Genomic DNA, 16,835 nt, shown 5'->3' with positions numbered 1-16,835 from the left:
TCAACTTCTTCGGGGGTGACGGTAGGCGGTTTTTTGAACATGTTCAAGTCGCGGTGTCCGCGGGATTCCGGCAAAACGAATAACGACATGCCGGGCAGGAGAGTCGGGAGCATCTGTGCGCACAACCACGCGTCGCGGATATGCCGCGTCCGCCGCCGCGGTCGCGCTGTCCATCGTGCTGTTCGCCTCCGGGTGCGGCGGCGACAGCGAAGCGGCGGGGCCGCAGGAGATCCTCCTGCAACCGGTCGCCTCACCCGGCCCCGACCCCTTCACCAGCTCGACGTCCCTGATGATGCCCAGCCCCGCCCCCGACGGGACCGCCGAACCGACCGCGTCGCCCACGGCCGCCCCGACGCCGACGCCCTCGCCCAGCACCAGCCCCACCGTCCAGTCGCTGCGCACCGTCTCGGGCTCGATGGCCGGCCTCTACGGAGGCATCCGGAACGAGCCGAGCTGCGACGCGGACCGGCAGGTGCGCCTGCTGGGCGCCGACCAGGCGAAGACGCGCGCCTTCGCGCAGGCGGCCGGCGTCACCCAGGAGGCCGTCCCGTCCTTCCTGCGCGGGCTGACCCCCGTTGTGCTGCGCGCCGACACCCGTGTCACCAACCACGGCTACCGCTCCGGCGCGGCCGTCGCCTTCCAGTCCGTCCTGCAGGCGGGCACCGCGGTGCTGGCGGACGAGTACGGCGCACCGCGCGTACGCTGCGCCTGCGGCAATCCCCTCAAGCCGCCCGTCGCGGTCAAGGGCGCCGTCGTGCACAGCGGGCAGCCATGGCCCGGCTTCCAGCCGGAGAGGAGCGTGGTGGTCAAGCCCTCCGCGCAGATCGTCAGCAGTCTGATCATCGTCGACGTGGACAACGGCACCTGGATCGAACGCAGGACCGGCACCCACGGCGAGGAGGACCGGGAGCCCGATGTGCTGCCGCCCGTCGACCCCGACGACGTCTTCGGCGGGCCCCGGGCCGGCGAACCGTCCGCACCCGACGCCAGCCCCGCCAGCCCCGACGGCGCGGGCGGCCGGACCGCACCGGCACAGGGCCGGGACACCCCGGCCCCGGTCGCCCCGGACGGGTCCGGGCAGGTCACCCCCGGCAGCTCACCCGCCGCGCCGTCCGACCCCGCCGCCCCGCCGCCGGCCGACCTGCCGCCGCCGGCCGACCTGCCGCCGCCGGCCGAGCCGCCCCGGGCCGACCAGCCGCCGCCCGCGCCGCCCTCGGACGCGCCCGTGCCCCCCGAGAACGACGTCACCAGAACCGGCCCCGACGAACTGATCACCCCCGACGGGCCGGCCCAGCCGGACCTCTTCCCCGGCTGAACAGGCCCGCGGAAGGGGCGAGCGGAACAGTCGAAGAAACCGACGAATGATGGCAGAGTGGCTCCATGGTTGATCGGGCAGCGGGTGCCCTGTCGCTCCCCGACGACTGGCCGGCCCACCCGGATCTGAGCCTCACGCTCAACCGCATGGGCAGCTTCGACTGGGATCTGGCCAGCGGACTGCTCCACATGGACCGGTCCGCCCTCGAGGTGTTCGATCTGCGCCCCGACGAGTTCGACGGCCGCCCGGAGAGCCTCGCTGCCCGGGTGCCCGCGGATGAGCGTGTCCGCCTCGACACCGTCGTCACCCAGGCACTCAAGAACGCGGAGGACCACTACGGCGCCTACTTCCGCATCCGCTGCCGCGACGGAAGCCCGCGCTGGACGCACACCCAGGGCACGGTGCGCCGCGACGAGAGCGGACGGCCGACGCGGATCATCGGCATCGTCCGCGACGCCACCCAGGAGCTCGCCGACTCCCTCGCCCGCCGCGAGGTCGACGTCGAACGCCGCCGCCAGACCAGCGTCGTGGAGTCCACCACAGCCGCGCTCGCCCACGCCAGAACCGTCCAGGACGTGATCGACATCCTGAACGACTCGCACGGCCTGGAGCACTTCGGCGCGACAAGCCTGGTCATGGGCCTGCTGGAGTCGGGCCGCATCCATCTGGTGGCCGAGGGCCCCGAAGGCTCCTTCGTCCCGGGCACCCGCTACACCCGCATCGACGAGGGCTATCCGATGAGCGAGGTGGTGCGCACCCTCGCCCCCCGTTTCATCGAGTCCAAGGAGGACTTCGCCGAGTCCTATCCGCTGCTCTGGCCGCACATCGCCCACCTGGGCATCAACGCCGCCGCCTATCTGCCGCTGATCGCGCAGGCCCGGCCGATCGGCGCGCTGGGCCTGCTCTACCGCGACCGGTACGGATTCAGCGCAGAGGAACGCAATGTGCTGGTGGCGCTCGGCAGCAGCATCGCGCAGAGCCTGCAGCGGGCCATGCTCTACGAGCAGGAGCACGACCTCGCCGAAGGCCTGCAGCAGGCGATGCTGCCGCGGCGCATCCCGGACGTGCCGGGCGCGCAGATCGCCGTGCGCTACCGCTCCGCCCGCCTCGGCCAGGACATCGGCGGCGACTGGTACGACGTCATCAGCCTGCCCGGCGGCCGGGTCGGCGCGGTCATCGGGGACGTACAGGGCCATGACACCCACGCCGCCGCGGTCATGGGACAGCTCCGGATCGTGCTGCGCGCCTACGCGGCCGAGGGACACACTCCGGCCACCGTGATGGCCCGGGCGTCCGTCTTCCTCCATGAACTGGACACGGACCGCTTCGCGACCTGCACCTACGCGGAGGCCGACCTGTCCACGGGCGTCGTACAGATGGTGCGCGCCGGACATGTCGACCCGCTGATCCGGCAGAACGACGGCGCGACCCGCAGACTCCCGGTGGAGGGCGGGCTGCCGCTCGGCCTCTCCGCGGAATTCGGCAGGCTTGAGTACCCCGTCACCACCGTGGAGCTGGACCCCGGCCAGATCCTGCTGCTCTACACCGACGGGCTGGTGGAGATGCCCGGCTCGGACCTCGACGACGGGATGCAGCTGCTGACCTCCCTCGTGGACAGCGGGCCACGCGATCTGCAGCTGCTCGCCGACCGGCTGTGCGAAGTGGTCGACGAACGCGGCGGCGAGGACGACGTCGCCCTGCTGCTCCTCCGCCGCAAGGGCACGGTCAGCCCGCAGACCGGCGGGCGGCTGCAACAGCACGTCGCGCAGAACGACCCCGAGGCGCTGCGCTCCGCCCGGCACATGATCAGGGCGGCCGTACGGGCCTGGGGCGCGCGGGAGCGGTCGGACGAGATCGAACTGGCCGCCGACGAGCTGGTCACCAATGCGCTGATGCACACCGACGGCGGGGCGATCGTGACCATCCGGGTGCTGTCCGCCATGGAACGCCGGCTCAGGGTGGAGGTCGAGGACCGCTCCAGCGCGCTGCCGCGCCGCCGGGACGCGGGCGTGTCCGGCGTCTCCGGACGCGGGCTGATGCTGGTGGACCGGCTTGCGGAGGCGTGGGGGGTGGAGTCCCGGGGCAGCGGCAAGTGCGTGTGGTGCGAGTTCATCATCCCGGACCGGGTCCCAGCCGCCTTCCCGGGCGGGCCCGGCGCCTAGCTCCCCCGGGGGCTCCGCCCCCGAACCCCCGCGCCTCAAACGCCGGCGGGGCTGGGTTTCTGGTTCTTGCGCCTCAAGCGCCGGCGGGGCTGGGTTTCTGGTTGCTGTGCCTCAATCTCCCCCAGACTTCGTGCGGGGGCACCCCCCGCGGGGCTGGGGTTTGGCGTAGCCAAATTCAGCCCGTTGGGGGCACCTCCGTGGGGGTCCCCCCGGACGGAGTCTGGGGGAGGTAGCTGGGGGAGATTGAGGACCGGGGGTCTGGGGGCGGAGCCCCCAGTGCGCGGCCCGCGGTGCTGCGGCAGTCTGGAGGCATGCCCGAGCTGCCCGAAGTGCAGGCCCTGCGGGAGTTCCTCGGTGAGCGTCTCGTCGGGGAGGACTTCGCCCGTGTCACCCCCGTGGCGATCAGCGTGCTCAAGACCTACGACCCGCCGCTGTCCGCCCTCGAAGGCGCACGGGCCACCGCCGTGGCCCGCCACGGCAAGTGGCTCGACATCACCGCGGACGCCGCCGCGCGCGGGGCGCGGCACGAGCTGCACCTCGTCGTGCATCTCGCGCGGGCCGGCTGGCTGCAGTGGAAGGACGAGCTCCCGGCCGCGCCCCCGCGGCCGGGAAAGGGCCCCCTCGCGCTGCGGGCGGCGCTCGTCTCCGGCGCGGGGTTCGACCTCACGGAGGCGGGCACCGCCAAGCGGCTCGCCGTGCATCTCGTCCATGACCCGTCCGACGTCCCGGGCATCGCCCGCCTCGGCCCCGACCCGCTCGCCGACGACTTCGACGAGGCGGCCTTCGCCGCGCTGCTGGCGGGCGAACGACGGCAGGTCAAGGGCGCGCTTCGGGACCAGAGCCTGGTCGCCGGGATCGGCAACGCCTACAGCGACGAGATCCTGCACGCCGCGAAGATGTCCCCCTTCAAACCCGTACAGAATCTCACTGCGCAGGAGACGTCCGCGCTGTACGCCGCCCTGCGCACGACCCTCGGCAAGGCCGTGGAGCGCTCCCGGGGGCTCGCCGCGGGCCGCCTCAAGGCCGAGAAGAAGAGCGGTCTGCGCGTCCACGGGCGCACCGGCCTGCCCTGCCCGGTCTGCGGCGACACCATCCGCGAGGTCTCCTTCAGCGACTCCTCGCTCCAGTACTGCCCCACCTGCCAGACCGGCGGCAAACCGCTCGCCGACCGCCGGCTTTCCCGGCTGCTCAAGTGATCTGACGCGGGCTCAGGACCAGTGGCGGGCAGGGCGGGCTGCCGGGGAGACCAGTGCGGTCTTCAGGGACTGCCGTCGCCGCCCAGTGACAGCACCCGTTCCCCGCCCTCGTCCCGCACCTCCCACCGTGCGATCTGCCCGCTCGGCAGATCCGTGCCGCCCTCCAGCGTGACCGGCTCCCCGGCGGCGCCCCGCGGCCCGGAGCCGGACGGCTGGGACCAGCCAAGCACGGGATGGTCCGCCCCGTCCTTGCCCACCGCCACCAGGCGGAACTCCTTCCGGTCCGGCAGCCCCGGCAGGCCCGGCAATCCTGCCAGCCCCGAGAGCCGCAGGGCGACCTCCGTGCCCCACTCCCGGTCCCGTGTCGTCGCCTCGGCCGTCACCCCCGACGCCTCGTCCCTCACGACGGTCGTCTGCCCGTCCGCGACCGGCCGGCCCGCGGCCCCGTCCCGGTGCGCCACCACCCCCGCCGGCAGTGCGACGATCAGCGCCGCCGCGCCCGCGACCAGCGCCAGCCGCCGCCGGCGGGCGCGCCGCGCCCGCCCCGCCACCTCACGCGTCAGCCGCTCCAGCATGCGCCCGCCTGGCCGGCGGCCCCACACCGGGCACGGCCCTGCCAGCTCCGCCAGAGCGGCCGCCGCCGGCGCGAAGTCCGACAGCCACACCGCGCACATCACACATCCCGCCAGATGCTCCTCAAAACGGAACGCGTCCCCGGGCTCCAGCACGCCCAGCGCATAGGCGGCCACGTCCCGGTGCCGCTGCTGCGCACTCATGGGCGGTCCTCGATTCCTCTCCTGTCCTGCCGTGTCGTCCTGGTATACGCAGCGCATCCCCGCCCAGTTCAACGGCTCCGTGGCCGGGGCTCCGCGGCCCGCCTACACTCCGCAGCATGCTGCGCGCACTGGCCGTCGACGACGAGAGACCCGCTCTCGAAGAACTGCTGTACCTCCTCCGCTCCGACGCGCGCATCACCAGCGCCGAAGGGGCCACGGACGCCACCGAGGCCCTGCGCCGCATCACCCGTGCCCTGCAGGCGGGGCCGGACGGCGAGGACGCCATCGACGTCGTCTTCCTCGACATCCATATGGCCGGGCTCACCGGACTCGACGTGGCCCGGCTCCTCACCGGCTTCGCCCGGCCCCCGCTGATCGTCTTCGTCACCGCGCACGAGGGCTTCGCCGTCGAGGCGTTCGACCTCAAGGCCGTCGACTATGTCCTCAAGCCGGTGCGCAGAGAACGCCTCGCCGAGGCGGTGCGGCGGGTCGACGGCCTCGCGGCCGCGCCGGGCCCGCCCGCGGGCGCAGGGGCGGGCCGGCCGGCCCGCCCCGCTCCGGCGGTGAGCGGCGGCGAGCAGATACCCGTGGAACTCGGCGGCGTCACCCGTTTCGTGCCGGTCGACGACATCTCCTATGTCGAGGCTCAGGGGGACTACGCCCGGCTCCACACCCACGGCGGCGCCAGCCATCTGGTGCGCATCCCCCTGTCCGCCCTGGAGGAGCGCTGGGCCTCCCGCGGCTTCGTCCGCATCCACCGCAGCCATCTCGTCGCCCTGTCCCGGATCGAGGAGCTGCGCCTCGACGCCGGGACGACCACGGTCCGCGTCGGCGACGCCGAACTCGCCGTCAGCCGCCGCCACGCACGCCAGCTGCGCGATCTGCTGATGCGACACGCCCGCCCGTGACCGCAGCCGCCGACCCCGGCTGCCGACCGCTGCCGGTGTCCGCTGCCGGTGTCCGCACGACACCTGCCGACCGTAATCGCTCCTGCGTAGACTCCACAGCTCCCGAGAGTTCGCCGACACGCTGGAGCGGACGGACGATGTCTGGAGAGCAACAGCCCCGCCGCGAGGTGGTCACCGGGGTGCCGCGCGCCGTGCGCCGTCCCGCGCCCGGACATGCGCCGGCGCGGTCGGAGATCAGTGAGCACACCACGGTGGGGGAGACCTATGTCCGCTCCCTGATGCGCAGCCAGCTGCGCGCGGCCCTGTCCGCCCTCGGCGCGCTCGCCCTGCTCGTCGGCTCGCTGCCGCTGCTCTTCGCGCTGCCCGCCGCGTTCGGCGGCGGGCCCTTCTCCGCCGGGCCGTTCGTCTGGGCGGCGCTCGGAGCCGGTGTCTATCCGGTCATCTGGCTTATCGCCCGCTGGTACATACGCCGCGCCGAACGCAACGAGCGCGACTTCACCACACTCGTCGAAGGCCGCTGACCGTGCCGCGCACCCGGCCGCCGGGGGACCCGGAGTGAACCAGACGTACGCGGTGGCCGCCGTCGCCGCCGTGGTGCTCGCCACCGTGCTCGTCGGGGCGCTGGGCCTGCGCATATCCCGCACCACCTCCGACTTCTACGTCGCCTCCCGCACCGTCGGCCCCCGCCTCAACGCCGCGGCCATCAGCGGCGAATACCTCTCCGCCGCCTCCTTCCTCGGCATCGCGGGGCTGATCCTGCTCCAGGGCCCGGACATGCTCTGGTACCCCGTCGGCTACACCGCCGGTTATCTCGTCCTCCTGGTGCTCGTCGCCGCACCGCTGCGCCGCTCCGGCGCGTACACCCTCTCCGACTTCGCCGAGGCCCGGCTGCAGTCCGCCGCGGTCCGCAGGCTCGCCGTCCTGTTCGTCGTCGGCATCGGCTGGCTCTATCTGCTGCCGCAGCTCCAGGGCGCGGGACTCACCCTGGAAATCCTCACCGGCGCGCCCGACTGGGTCGGCTCCCTGGTCGTCGCCGTGGTCGTCACCGGGGCGGTGGCCGCGGGCGGCATGCGCAGCATCACCTTCGTCCAGGCCTTCCAGTACTGGCTCAAGCTCACCGCGCTGACCGTTCCCGCGCTCTTCCTGATCGCCGCCTGGCTGGGCGACGACGCCCCGCGCGCCCGCTTCGACGCCCCGGCGGTCTTCCGCGAGCACACCGCCGTACGCGTCGACGACACCGTCCGCATCGAGATCGACGCGCCGCTCACCCTCACCGTCTCCGGAACCATCGACGGCACGGCGTACGAGGACGAGCGCCTCACCCTCGACGAGGGAGCGCACACGGTGGCGTCGGGCACGGCACTGGCCTTCCCCGAAGGGGCGCGGGCGCCTGAGCGCGCCCACGCCGAGGCCGGACCATCCGGCTGGTCCCAGCCGCTGTCCGCGGGCCGCGACGGGCATCGGCTGTATGCGACGTACGGGCTCATCCTCGCCACGTTCCTCGGCACGATGGGGCTGCCGCATGTCGCCGTCCGCTTCTACACCAGCCCCAACGGGCGCGCCGCCCGCCGCACCACCCTCGTCGTGCTGGCCCTGATCGGCGCGTTCTATCTGCTGCCGCCCGTCTACGGGGCGCTCGGCCGGATCTACGCCCCCGAACTCGCCCTCACCGGCGACGCGGACGCCGCCGTGCTCGTCCTGCCGGACCGGCTGGTCGGCGGGACGGCCGGCGAACTGCTCGGCGCGCTGCTGGCGGGCGGCGCGTTCGCGGCCTTCCTGTCGACCGCGTCCGGGCTGACGATGTCCGTCGCCGGAGTCATCAGCCAGGACGTCCTGCCGTCGCGCGGCGTACGGCACTTCCGCCTCGCCGCCCTGCTGGCGATGGCCGCGCCGTTCGCGCTGAGCGTCGTGTCGGAGAATGTGCCGGTCGCCGACGCGGTGGGCCTCGCCTTCGCGGTGTCGGCGTCCTCGTTCTGCCCGCTGCTGGTGCTGGGCATCTGGTGGCGCGGACTCACTCCGCCCGGCGCGGTCGCCGGGCTCGTCGTCGGCGGCGGGTCCGCGCTGACGGCGGTGCTGGCCACCCGCGCGGGCCTCGCGCCAGACGGCTGGCCGCACACCCTGATGGCCTGGCCCGCCGTCTGGTCCGTGCCGCTCGGCTTTCTGACGATGCTGCTGGTGTCGCTGGCGACCCCGAGCCATGTCCCGCCCGGCGCGGCCGCGATCCTCACCCGCCTTCACCTCCCGGAGGACCTGGCGGACCGGGACGCCCCGGACGGCGAGCCCGGCGACTGGGGCCGCCCCACCCGCCGGCCGTCCCGCCGGGACGAGGCGCCGCCGTACCGGTACGGCGGCCCGCCGCCCGCCGGGGGCCGCGCAGACGGCGTGTCGTCGGCCGGCCGGGGTCCGTCCGATGGCAGTGGCCCCGTCGGGGCCGGAGCGATGGGCGGTGATGTTCCCGGGGGCAGCGGGGGCAGCGGGGGCGGCCTGGCAGGGCCCGGCGCGGGTTACGCGGGCACCGTGGCGTCGCCCGGCCGGGGTCCGACCCACGGCAGCCGGCCGGCGGCAGACCGGGCGGAGGGCCGGTCGCCGGGCCGGGGTGGGCTGTCCGGCGGGCCGTTCGGCGATGCCCAGCCGTCCGGCGGCGGCCGCCCCGGTGGCGATGTGGCGGAGGGCCGGTCGCCGGGCCGGGGTGGGCTGTCTGGCGGGCTGTACGGCGATGCCCAGCCGTCCGGCGGCGGCCGCCCCGGTGGCGATGTGGCGGAGGGCCGGCCGGCGGGGGCCGCCGGGGATCGCCGCGGGCAGGCCGGGACGCCGGACGGCGACCCCGCGGAAGGAGCCGGGGCATGACCGCCGCACACGTCGTCGCCCTGACCGCCGCCGGTGTGCTGCTCTTCGCGTTCGGACTCGCCGTCGGCCGCCTCGCCGCGCGCCGCGGCGAGCGCCGAGACCTCGATCTGGGCACACCCGTCGAGCGGGCCACCTTCCACACCCTGCACACCGCCTCCCTCGCCGCGCCCCCGCTGCGCGCCGGGCTCACCGAGGACACGGCCCGCAAGGCGGCGCGGCGGCTGCGCTCGCTGCTGGGCACCGAGGCGCTGTGTCTGACCGACCGCGAGGCCGTGCTCGCCTGGGACGGCCCCGGCGGCGACCACCACCGGGCAGGGGTGATGGCCAAGGTCGCGAGCATTCTCGACTCCGGGCGCAGCCAGAGCGTGCACACCGGGTGCGACGACGTCCGCTGCCCGCTGCGCTGGGCGGTGATCGCTCCGCTGACCGGTGAGGACGGGGTGCTGGGCGCGCTGGTCGCCTACGGCTCACGCGAGTCGGCGGTGCTGGTGCGCGCGGCGAGTGAGGTGGCGCGCTGGGTCTCCGTACAGCTGGAGCTGGCCGAGCTGGACCGGTCGCGGACGAGGCTGATCGAGGCCGAGATCCGCGCCCTGCGCGCGCAGATCTCACCGCACTTCATCTTCAACTCGCTCGCCGCGATCGCGTCCTTCGTGCGGACCGACCCGGAGCGGGCGCGTGAGCTGCTGCTGGAGTTCGCCGACTTCACCCGCTACTCCTTCCGCAGGCACGGCGAGTTCACCAACCTCGCCGACGAACTGCGGTCGATCGAGCAGTATCTGGCGCTCGCGGGCGCTCGTTTCGGGGAACGGCTCAAGGTGACGCTGCAGGTCGCGCCAGAGGTGCTGCCGGTGGCGCTGCCGTTTCTGTGTCTCCAGCCGCTGGTGGAGAACGCCGTCAAACACGGACTTGAGGACTCGGGCCGGCCGTGCCGCATCACGATCGCGGCGCGGGACGCGGGGGCCGAGGCGGTGGTGGTCATCGAGGACGACGGCGTGGGCATGGACCCGTCGGTGCTGCGCGGCATCCTGGCGGGGGAGCGGCCCGGCGCTTCCGGCATCGGACTGTGCAATGTCGACGAGCGGCTGCGCCAGGTGTACGGGGACGAGCACGGCCTCGTCATCGAGACGGGCGTCGGCGCGGGGATGAAGATCACCGTCCGGCTCCCCAAGTATCAGCCGGGCGTGCACGCCGGGGCGGCCCGCCACCGCCCGTGAGACCGGCCGCATCAGGACCCCGGCCGCGTCAGAACAGATGGATGGCCAGATGGCTGAGCGGCAGGCCCAGCCGCCAGGCCGGTGTCCATATCCGCGCGCTCTCGTCCACGCCGGTCTCGAAAGGGGGGCCGGACTCGAAGGGGCCGGTCATGTCGGTCATATACAGGGGGCGCCCCGGGCCGTGCGGCGGCCGGGAGAGGTCGCCGTCTCCGAGATCCGTGGCGAGCAGCTCCGTCGTCCGCAGCCACTTCCACGCGGCGCGCGCCAGCGCGAGGTCGGGATCGGCCGCCCCGCCCGGCTCCTGCTCCAGCCTCGCCTCGCGGGCCGCGAGTCTGTCCTCCACCCACGCCTGCCAGGGATGGCCGTACGAGGTGAGGACCAGCCACTCCTCGATCCGGGCGACGGCCGTCGTGCCCGCGAGCCCTTCCGTGGCATCGCACAGATACACGGTGAGCGCCAGCGTCTGACGGCCCGCCCGGTACTCCAGGGAGCCGGTCTCCACAAGCTCGCCCGTGCGGAGCATTTCATCGGCGATGTACTCGGCGCACAGCCACGCCATCGGGACGGTCAGCCGGCCTCCGCTGGTGCCGTTCGTGCTCTCGGGCCGCAACGTTCCCACCTTCTCCCCGGACGTCTTCGGACGGCTCGACGACGAGCCTCCACCGAAGGACACGGCTGGGTACCCGTCTTTACTCAACTTGAGCGTGAGGTTTCGCATACGGTCGCTCCTGCGTCGTGATCGCAGAGGTCCAGGGCCACTGCCGGGGCCGCGGTGACGCACGGGACGGGGACGGGGACGGAACAGCCGGTGCGGGGATTGAGCAGCCGGGCGGCGTCGGCCGTGCGCGCTCAGCGCCCGGCGGAGGAGCTGTAGCCGGGGAGGCAACGGGCGAGGGCGCGCAGACCGTAGTACGAGCGGGACTTGACGGTGCCCGGCGGGATGCCGAGCTCCTCGGCGGCCTCGTTCACGGTCAGCCCGGAGAAGTACAGCCGTTCCAGCACCGCCCGGTGCTCTGGGCTCAGGGTGTCCACGGCCGCCCGCACATCGAGCGACGCCACGGCGGTCTCCGTGAGGTCACAGGGGTCGGGGGTGGTGGCGAGCACCCCGTCTCCGATCTCCGCGGGACGGGCCAGCCGGGAGCGGCGGGCGTCGATCGCCAGCCTCCGGCCGACGGTGAACAGCCAGGGCCGCATCGACTCATACGGGCCCTCGAATGCCTCCGGGTGCTGCCAGGCCCGCACCAGGGCCTCCTGCATCAGGTCCTCCGCACGCTGCCGGTCCCCATAGGTGAGGCCCAGCAGAAAGCTCAGCAGGGCGGGGCCGTGCTCGCGCTGCAGCCGTGCCAGCGCCCGCTCGTCGGTCAGCTCCCGCTCACCGGTCGTCGCGCTCCCGGCCGCCTTCGCCGTGCCGGCGGTCGTCGCGGTCGCCATGGTCAACACCCCTCAGACGCAGAGTTCCTGTCCTTTGAACGCCTTCACGAGCCGATGGCAGCGCATGCGGCCCCGCGGCGACAGACGGCGTGCAGCGGTCTTCGGCGAGCGGTCGCTCGCGTCGGCGAACGGTGCGGTGAGCGGGCGGCCGGAAGCCTCCCCGGGGCCGGACACCCGCCCCGGCCTGCGCCGTCCTGGCCTGCGCCGTCCCGGCGATCCATACGGCCCAGCTCCTTGACTCCCGGATGCCACGCCGCGACTGTCAGGACATCAGCTCATCCGATTAATGCTGACTCGTACTGATATACGACCGCATATTCTGCTCAGGAGTCCGCTCGATGGCCTGGCGACACACACGACACACCGCGGCGGCCCTCGCCGCCCTGCTCCTCGGCGGCGCCGCCGCCTGCGCCGCCCCCGATCGCGGCGAGCCCGCACAGCCGCAGAGCACCGGCCCCTCCGCCGCCGGCGGCGCCGCGCAGGCGAAGCTCCGCGGCTTCACCCTCATCGCAAGCGGCGACGTCCTCCCGCACGACTCGATCATCCGCCAGGCGGCCGCCGACGCAGGCGGCGAAGGATTCGACTTCCGCCCGATGCTCTCCGGCGTCATGCCCGTCGTCTCCCGGGCCGACCTGGCGATCTGCCATATGGAGACCGTCTACGGAGAGAACGGCGACTACAGCGGCTACCCCCTCTTCCGGTCCCCGCCCGAGATCGCCCAGGCCCTCGCCGCCGTCGGCTACGACTCCTGCTCCACCGCCTCCAACCACACCCTCGACGACGGCCCCGACGGAGTGCGCCGCACCCTCGACGCCCTGGACGCGGCGGGCGTCAAGCACGCCGGATCGGCCCGCACCGCCGAGGAGGACCGGCAGCCCGCCTGGCTCAAGGCGGGCAGCGCCAAGGTGGCCCAACTGGCCTACACCTACGGCACCAACGACATCCCGCTGCCCGAGGGACAGCCCTGGGCCGTCGACCTGATCGACGAACAGAAGATCGTCGCCGACGCCCGCGCCGCCCGCAAGGCAGGCGCCGACGTGGTCGTCGTCAGCCTGCACTGGGGCACCGAGTGGCAGACCGCCCCCGACGACGCCCAGCTCTCCCTCGGGAAGCGGCTCACCGCCTCCGCCTCCGGAGGCCGCCCCGACATCGATCTCATCATCGGCACCCACGCCCATGTCCCGCAGCCCTACGAGAAGGTCAACGGCACCTGGATCGTCTACGGCATGGGCGACCAGATCGCCGGGCCGATGACCAACTACTCAGGCTCCTTCGACCCGCGCGGCAACCAGGGCTCCCTCGCCCGCTTCACCTTCGCCCCGCCCGCCGAGAAGGGCGGACGCTGGAAGGTCACGAAGGCGGAATACATCCCCCAGTGGATGGACATCGAACGCGGCCGCGTCGTCAACCTCCCCGACGAACTGCACCGCTACGGAGAGAACACCGACTACGAGCGCGAACAGAACGCCATCAGCGAAGCCGTCCTCAGCCGCGGCGCCGCCGACGACGGGCTCGTGATGGGACGCTGACCCGGCCGCCGCGCACGACAGGCGGGCCCCGCGCACTCTCCCTACAGTGCAGATCATGGGTGCCACCGTGCAGGAGACCCGCTCCGCCACCGCTGCCGCCCCCGCCCGCTGGCACGCCAGGGTCCCGGGCGCGCTCGGAGGTTTCTTCGCCGCGCTCGGCGTGTTCTGCGCCATCCTCGCCCTGATCCCCCCGGTCCGCCGGCTGCTGCGCCCCCTCGCCCTCTTCCTCGACCGCGTCGCCGTCCCCGTCAGCGCCAACCTCGCCTACGCCGCCTTCCTGCTGCTCCTCGCCGCCGCCCTCGGCGCGCGCAAGAAAGCCGCATGGTGGCTCGTCGTCGCCTATCTAACGCTGCTCGCCGTCGCCGACGTCCTGCTCCTCGCCCTCGACCAGGACTGGACCTGGGCCCCCAATCTGGCGCTGTGCCTGATCGCCCTGGCCGTGCTGGCCGGCACCCGCGGCGAGTTCTACGCGCAGACACGGCACGGGGCTTTCCGCCGCGCCCTGCTCGTCCTCGTCCTCGGACTGGGCCTCGGCATCCTCGCCGGCTGGGCCCTGGTCGAGCTCTTCCCCGGCTCCCTGCCGCGCGGCCAGCGGCTGCTGTGGTCCGCCAACCGGGTGCTCGGCGGTCTGGTCTCCGGCGACCAGTTCGACGGCCGCCCGCCCCGCGCCCTGTTCTTCCTCCTCGGCCTCTTCGGCGCCGTCGCCCTGCTCAGCGCAGCGGGCGCCCTCTTCCGCTCCCAGCGGATGGAGGCCGCGCTCCACGGCGACGAGGAGTCCCGCATCCGCGCGCTGCTCGGCGCATACGGCGCACAGGACTCGCTCGGCTACTTCGCCACCCGCCGCGACAAGGCCGTCGTCTTCTCGCCCAGCGGCAAAGCGGCCGTCACCTACCGCGTCGAGGCGGGCGTCGCCCTCGCCAGCGGCGACCCGATCGGCGACCGCGAAGCCTGGCCCGGGGCCATCGAGGCCTGGCTGAGCCTCGCCCGCCGCTACGCCTGGGCCCCCGCCGTCATGGGCGCGTCCGAAGAAGGCGCCAAGGCCTGCGCACGCGCCGGGCTCAGCGCCATCCAGCTCGGCGACGAGGCCATCGTGCACGTCGCGCGATTCGACCTCGCGGGCCGCGACATGCGCGTCACCCGCCAGGCCGTCCACCGCGTCCAGCGCACCGGAGCCACCGTCCGCGTCCGCCGCCACTCCGCCCTGACGGACGAGGAGATGCGGCGTCTCGTCGACAAGGCCGACGCCTGGCGCGACACCGAGGCCGAACGCGGCTTCTCCATGGCCCTGGACCGCCTCGGCGACCCGGCCGACGGCGACTGCCTGCTCGTCGAGGCCTTCGACCGGGACGGCGGGCTGATCGCTCTGCTCTCCTTCGTGCCCTGGGGCCCCGACGGCATCTCCCTCGACCTGATGCGCCGCGACCCCAGGGCCCCCAACGGCATCATGGAGTTCATGGTCGCCGAACTCTGCGGCCACGCCCGCAAGATGGGCATCCAGCGGATCTCCCTCAACTTCGCCGTCTTCCGCTCCGCCTTCGAGGAGGGCGCCCGCATCGGCGCAGGCCCCGTGCTGCGCCTCTGGCGACGCCTGCTGCTGTTCCTCTCCCGGTGGTGGCAGCTCGAAGCGCTGTACCGGTCCAATGTGAAGTACCAGCCCGAGTGGTACCCCCGCTTCCTGTGCTACGGCGACGCCGGCTCCCTCGCCCGCGTCGCCCTCGCCTCCGGCATCGCCGAAGGCTTCGTCTCCGTACCCAGCCTGCGCTCCCTGTGGGGCAGAGGGCGGCCGCGCGGCGTCGTCAGCCCCGCCACCACCGCGGGGCTGCCCTCCCTCGCCGCGCTGGGCCTCGCCGGACCGGGCGCCGGCTCCGCCGCGGGCGAGCGCCCGCTCCCCGAACAGATCCGCATCCGGCACGCCAAGCTCGACCGGCTGCGCGCCGACGGCGCCGACCCGTACCCCGTCGGCGTCCCCCAGCCCACCAGCACTCTCGCCGGGCTCCGCGCCGCGCACCCCGGCCTCGCCCCCGGCGCCCGGACCGGCGAACAGGCTGCCGTCGCCGGGCGCGTGATTCTCGTACGCGACCTGGGCGGCATCGTCTTCGCCGTCCTGCGCGACTGGTCCGGCGACCTCCAGCTCGCCTTCGCCCGCGACATCTGCGGCCGGCAGGTCCTCGACCGGTTCACCTCCGACGCCGACCTCGGCGACCACATCGCCGCCCACGGCGAGATCGGCGTCAGCGACCGCGGCGAACTGTCCCTCTTCGTCACCGACTGGCAGCTCACCGGCAAGTGCCTGCGCCCGCTGCCTGACAAACGGCACGGACTCGCCGACCCCGAGGCCCGCGTCCGCCGCCGCTACCTCGACCTCGTCGTCAGCGCGGACGCCCGCGATGTGATCCGCCGCCGCTCCGCCGCCGTGCAGGCGCTGCGCCAGGGCCTGCTGGACCGCGGCTATCTGGAGGTCGAGACCCCGATGCTCCAGCAGATCCACGGCGGCGCCAACGCCCGGCCCTTCACCACCCACATCAACGCCTACGACCTGGACCTGTATCTCCGCATCGCACCCGAGCTGTATCTCAAACGGCTGTGCGTCGGCGGTCTGGAGAAGGTCTTCGAACTGGGCCGCACCTTCCGCAACGAAGGCGTCTCCTACAAGCACAACCCCGAATTCACCATGCTGGAGGCCTACCAGGCGTTCGCCGACTACGACGTGATGCTCGACCTGACCCGCGAGCTGATCCAGCAGGCCGCCGTCGCCGCCTTCGGCGAACCGGTCGCCCACAAGGCGGGGCCGGACGGCCGGCTCACCGCCCACGACATCTCCGGCCGCTGGCCCGTCAGGACCGTCTACGAGGCCGTCTCCGAAGCCCTCGGCGAACACATCGACGCCGACACCGGCGAAGCGGCGCTGCGCCGCCTCTGCGACCGCTCCGGCGTGCCGCACATCCCCGACGACACGCGCGGCGACATCGTGCTGGAGATGTACGAGCGGCTCGTCGAGGAGCGGACCGTGCTGCCCACCTTCTACAAGGACTTCCCGACCGAGGTCTCCCCGCTCACCCGCCAGCACCGCCGCGATCCGCGCCTCGCCGAACGCTGGGACCTGGTCGCCTTCGGCACCGAACTGGGCACCGCCTACTCGGAACTGACCGACCCCGTCGAGCAACGCCGCCGGCTCACCGCCCAGTCGCTGCTCGCCGCGGGCGGCGACCCCGAAGCCATGGAACTCGACGAGGACTTCCTCGACGCGCTCGAATACGCCATGCCGCCCACCGGAGGTCTGGGCATCGGCGTCGACCGGCTCGTGATGTTCCTGACCGGCCTCACCATCCGGGAGACCCTGCCCTTCCCCCTCGTACGCCGCACCTGAGGCTCCGGCCGGGGCGCGCGCCGGCGCGCCGCGAGCCCCGCACATGCTCCCATCGGTTAGATTCACCGTAATCTCCGGCGTTTTGCTGGC

At 73.5% G+C, this 16,835-nt stretch carries 11 protein-coding genes and 1 pseudogene; 9 read left to right on the top strand and 3 right to left on the bottom strand.

Annotated elements, in window-relative coordinates; genetic code table 11:
* The first annotated feature begins 115 nt into the window (after positions 1-115).
* The 3 genes from OF819_RS04020 (at position 116) to OF819_RS04010 (ending at position 4,673) form a co-directional block, all read left to right on the top strand.
* Complete coding sequence (locus OF819_RS04020) at positions 116-1,315, top strand: DUF6777 domain-containing protein (RefSeq protein WP_267241916.1); 1,200 nt, start codon at positions 116-118, stop codon at positions 1,313-1,315.
* Between the two features lie 65 nt (positions 1,316-1,380).
* Positions 1,381-3,477, top strand: a complete 2,097-nt coding sequence (locus OF819_RS04015; RefSeq protein WP_267241915.1) for a SpoIIE family protein phosphatase — start codon at positions 1,381-1,383, stop codon at positions 3,475-3,477.
* Positions 3,478-3,788: 311 nt separating this feature from the next.
* Entirely contained in the window at positions 3,789-4,673 is an 885-nt protein-coding gene (locus OF819_RS04010) for an Fpg/Nei family DNA glycosylase (RefSeq protein ID WP_267241914.1), read from the top strand.
* Between the two features lie 62 nt (positions 4,674-4,735).
* Here OF819_RS04010 and OF819_RS04005 read toward each other — a convergent pair whose 3' ends face one another.
* On the bottom strand, positions 4,736-5,449 hold the full coding sequence (locus OF819_RS04005; protein WP_267241913.1) for a zf-HC2 domain-containing protein: 714 nt from the start codon (positions 5,447-5,449) through the stop codon (positions 4,736-4,738).
* Positions 5,450-5,565: 116 nt separating this feature from the next.
* On the opposite strand from OF819_RS04005, the gene OF819_RS04000 reads away from it, so the two are divergent.
* The 4 genes and pseudogenes from OF819_RS04000 (at position 5,566) to OF819_RS03985 (ending at position 10,418) form a co-directional block, all read left to right on the top strand.
* Positions 5,566-6,357 carry a LytR/AlgR family response regulator transcription factor gene (locus OF819_RS04000; RefSeq protein WP_267241912.1) on the top strand — a complete coding sequence of 264 codons (792 nt, stop codon included), beginning with the start codon at positions 5,566-5,568 and terminating at the stop codon, positions 6,355-6,357.
* A 137-nt stretch (positions 6,358-6,494) separates the two neighbouring features.
* Positions 6,495-6,878 (top strand): hypothetical protein, encoded by a 384-nt coding sequence (locus OF819_RS03995; RefSeq protein ID WP_267241911.1) that lies wholly within the window; start codon positions 6,495-6,497, stop codon positions 6,876-6,878.
* 34 nt (positions 6,879-6,912) lie between these two features.
* A pseudogene (locus OF819_RS03990) lies at positions 6,913-8,616 on the top strand (cation acetate symporter); the annotation flags it as partial.
* Between the two features lie 584 nt (positions 8,617-9,200).
* On the top strand, positions 9,201-10,418 hold the full coding sequence (locus tag OF819_RS03985) for a sensor histidine kinase (protein WP_267241910.1): 1,218 nt from the start codon (positions 9,201-9,203) through the stop codon (positions 10,416-10,418).
* A gap of 28 nt (positions 10,419-10,446) precedes the next feature.
* On the opposite strand, the gene OF819_RS03980 is transcribed toward OF819_RS03985, so the two are convergent.
* Together OF819_RS03980 and OF819_RS03975 are read right to left on the bottom strand one after the other, a co-directional pair.
* Entirely contained in the window at positions 10,447-11,028 is a 582-nt protein-coding gene (locus tag OF819_RS03980; RefSeq protein ID WP_267241909.1) for a hypothetical protein, read from the bottom strand.
* A gap of 239 nt (positions 11,029-11,267) precedes the next feature.
* Positions 11,268-11,849 carry a sigma-70 family RNA polymerase sigma factor gene (locus OF819_RS03975; protein ID WP_267241908.1) on the bottom strand — a complete coding sequence of 194 codons (582 nt, stop codon included), beginning with the start codon at positions 11,847-11,849 and terminating at the stop codon, positions 11,268-11,270.
* Positions 11,850-12,187: 338 nt separating this feature from the next.
* On the opposite strand from OF819_RS03975, the gene OF819_RS03970 reads away from it, so the two are divergent.
* On the top strand, positions 12,188-13,378 hold the full coding sequence (locus tag OF819_RS03970) for a CapA family protein (protein WP_267241907.1): 1,191 nt from the start codon (positions 12,188-12,190) through the stop codon (positions 13,376-13,378).
* 55 nt (positions 13,379-13,433) lie between these two features.
* On the top strand, positions 13,434-16,745 hold the full coding sequence (gene lysX / locus OF819_RS03965; protein WP_267241906.1) for a bifunctional lysylphosphatidylglycerol synthetase/lysine--tRNA ligase LysX: 3,312 nt from the start codon (positions 13,434-13,436) through the stop codon (positions 16,743-16,745).
* Positions 16,746-16,835 lie beyond the last annotated feature (90 nt).

Origin of the sequence: Streptomyces sp. PR69, assembly GCF_026420845.1 — a bacterium.
In the GTDB taxonomy this organism is placed as follows: Bacteria; Actinomycetota; Actinomycetes; order Streptomycetales; family Streptomycetaceae; genus Streptomyces.
This window is presented reverse-complemented; position numbering and strand designations above follow the sequence as displayed.

Excerpts from the sequence above, each read along its gene's own strand:
- OF819_RS04015 (WP_267241915.1), top strand. The coding sequence starts at position 1,381 with ATGGTTGATCGGGCAGCGGGTGCCCTGTCGCTCCCCGACGACTGGCCG.
- OF819_RS04010 (WP_267241914.1), top strand. The coding sequence starts at position 3,789 with ATGCCCGAGCTGCCCGAAGTGCAGGCCCTGCGGGAGTTCCTCGGTGAG.
- OF819_RS04005 (WP_267241913.1), bottom strand. The coding sequence starts at position 5,449 with ATGAGTGCGCAGCAGCGGCACCGGGACGTGGCCGCCTATGCGCTGGGC.
- OF819_RS04000 (WP_267241912.1), top strand. The coding sequence starts at position 5,566 with ATGCTGCGCGCACTGGCCGTCGACGACGAGAGACCCGCTCTCGAAGAA.
- OF819_RS03995 (WP_267241911.1), top strand. The coding sequence starts at position 6,495 with ATGTCTGGAGAGCAACAGCCCCGCCGCGAGGTGGTCACCGGGGTGCCG.
- OF819_RS03985 (WP_267241910.1), top strand. The coding sequence starts at position 9,201 with ATGACCGCCGCACACGTCGTCGCCCTGACCGCCGCCGGTGTGCTGCTC.
- OF819_RS03975 (WP_267241908.1), bottom strand. The coding sequence starts at position 11,849 with ATGGCGACCGCGACGACCGCCGGCACGGCGAAGGCGGCCGGGAGCGCG.
- OF819_RS03970 (WP_267241907.1), top strand. The coding sequence starts at position 12,188 with ATGGCCTGGCGACACACACGACACACCGCGGCGGCCCTCGCCGCCCTG.
- lysX (WP_267241906.1), top strand. The coding sequence starts at position 13,434 with ATGGGTGCCACCGTGCAGGAGACCCGCTCCGCCACCGCTGCCGCCCCC.